Source organism: Thiolapillus sp., from assembly GCF_048562965.1.
Classification (GTDB): Bacteria; Pseudomonadota; Gammaproteobacteria; order Chromatiales; family Chromatiaceae; genus Thiolapillus; species Thiolapillus brandeum_A.
Genome location: NZ_JBHNMF010001380.1, coordinates 1 through 663, shown reverse-complemented (window position 1 = coordinate 663; position 663 = coordinate 1). Strand labels below are relative to the sequence as shown.

The following is a 663-nucleotide window of genomic DNA, read 5'->3' as shown; positions in this document are numbered from 1 at the left end:
GTTGTTGCGCAGTGCTTGGTGACCAGGACGGCTGGGGCACAAATAGGTTGTCAAAGGCCGAGTCGATTTTGGGGACTGGGATGTCCCAAAATCTATCACGAGGCCGAAGACACGCTTGTCATGGCCACGGCCATGTGGTACAGCATGTCTTCATCGGACACCGTACCCTGTCCACCGTGTTTGTGCAGTTGCGTGAGGATGTCCTCTTCGGACGGCAGGGCCATTTCCACCAGGAACATTTCCTTTTTCAGTGCCTCGGGCATCTTCAGTACAGGGTGGCTGACGAACACGTAAATCTGCCTGCCCAGCAGCCGGTAGTAAAGATCGCGCAGACCGCGTACCAGCGCGGGCTGTTCGTCAAACCACAGGGGCAGGTCCTTCAGCAGATAGATGCAGTTGCCCGCTTCCGCACTGATACGTGACAGAGCCCGCAGCGGATCGGAAACAGTGTCTTCCTCATCGTCAAAGCCGCTGGTAGCCGACCAGGTGACCAGTTTCCCCTGTCCCCTGAACAGACTCTCCACCAGCATGGAAAGCATGTTTTCCATCGCTGCCAGCCATGGAGAGCGAAGCGAAGGCTGGTAGACCCCAGTAGCCGCGAGGCCGCACTGTTTTCCCGGCGTGCCTTGCGCCAGAGGGAAAACAAAGTAGGCCTCCGAACGC

1 pseudogene is annotated in these 663 nt (G+C 57.9%); it reads right to left on the bottom strand.

The window, feature by feature from the left end:
- Positions 1–95 precede the first annotated feature (95 nt).
- Positions 96–663, bottom strand: a pseudogene (locus tag ACOCD2_RS24445) (hypothetical protein); the annotation flags it as partial.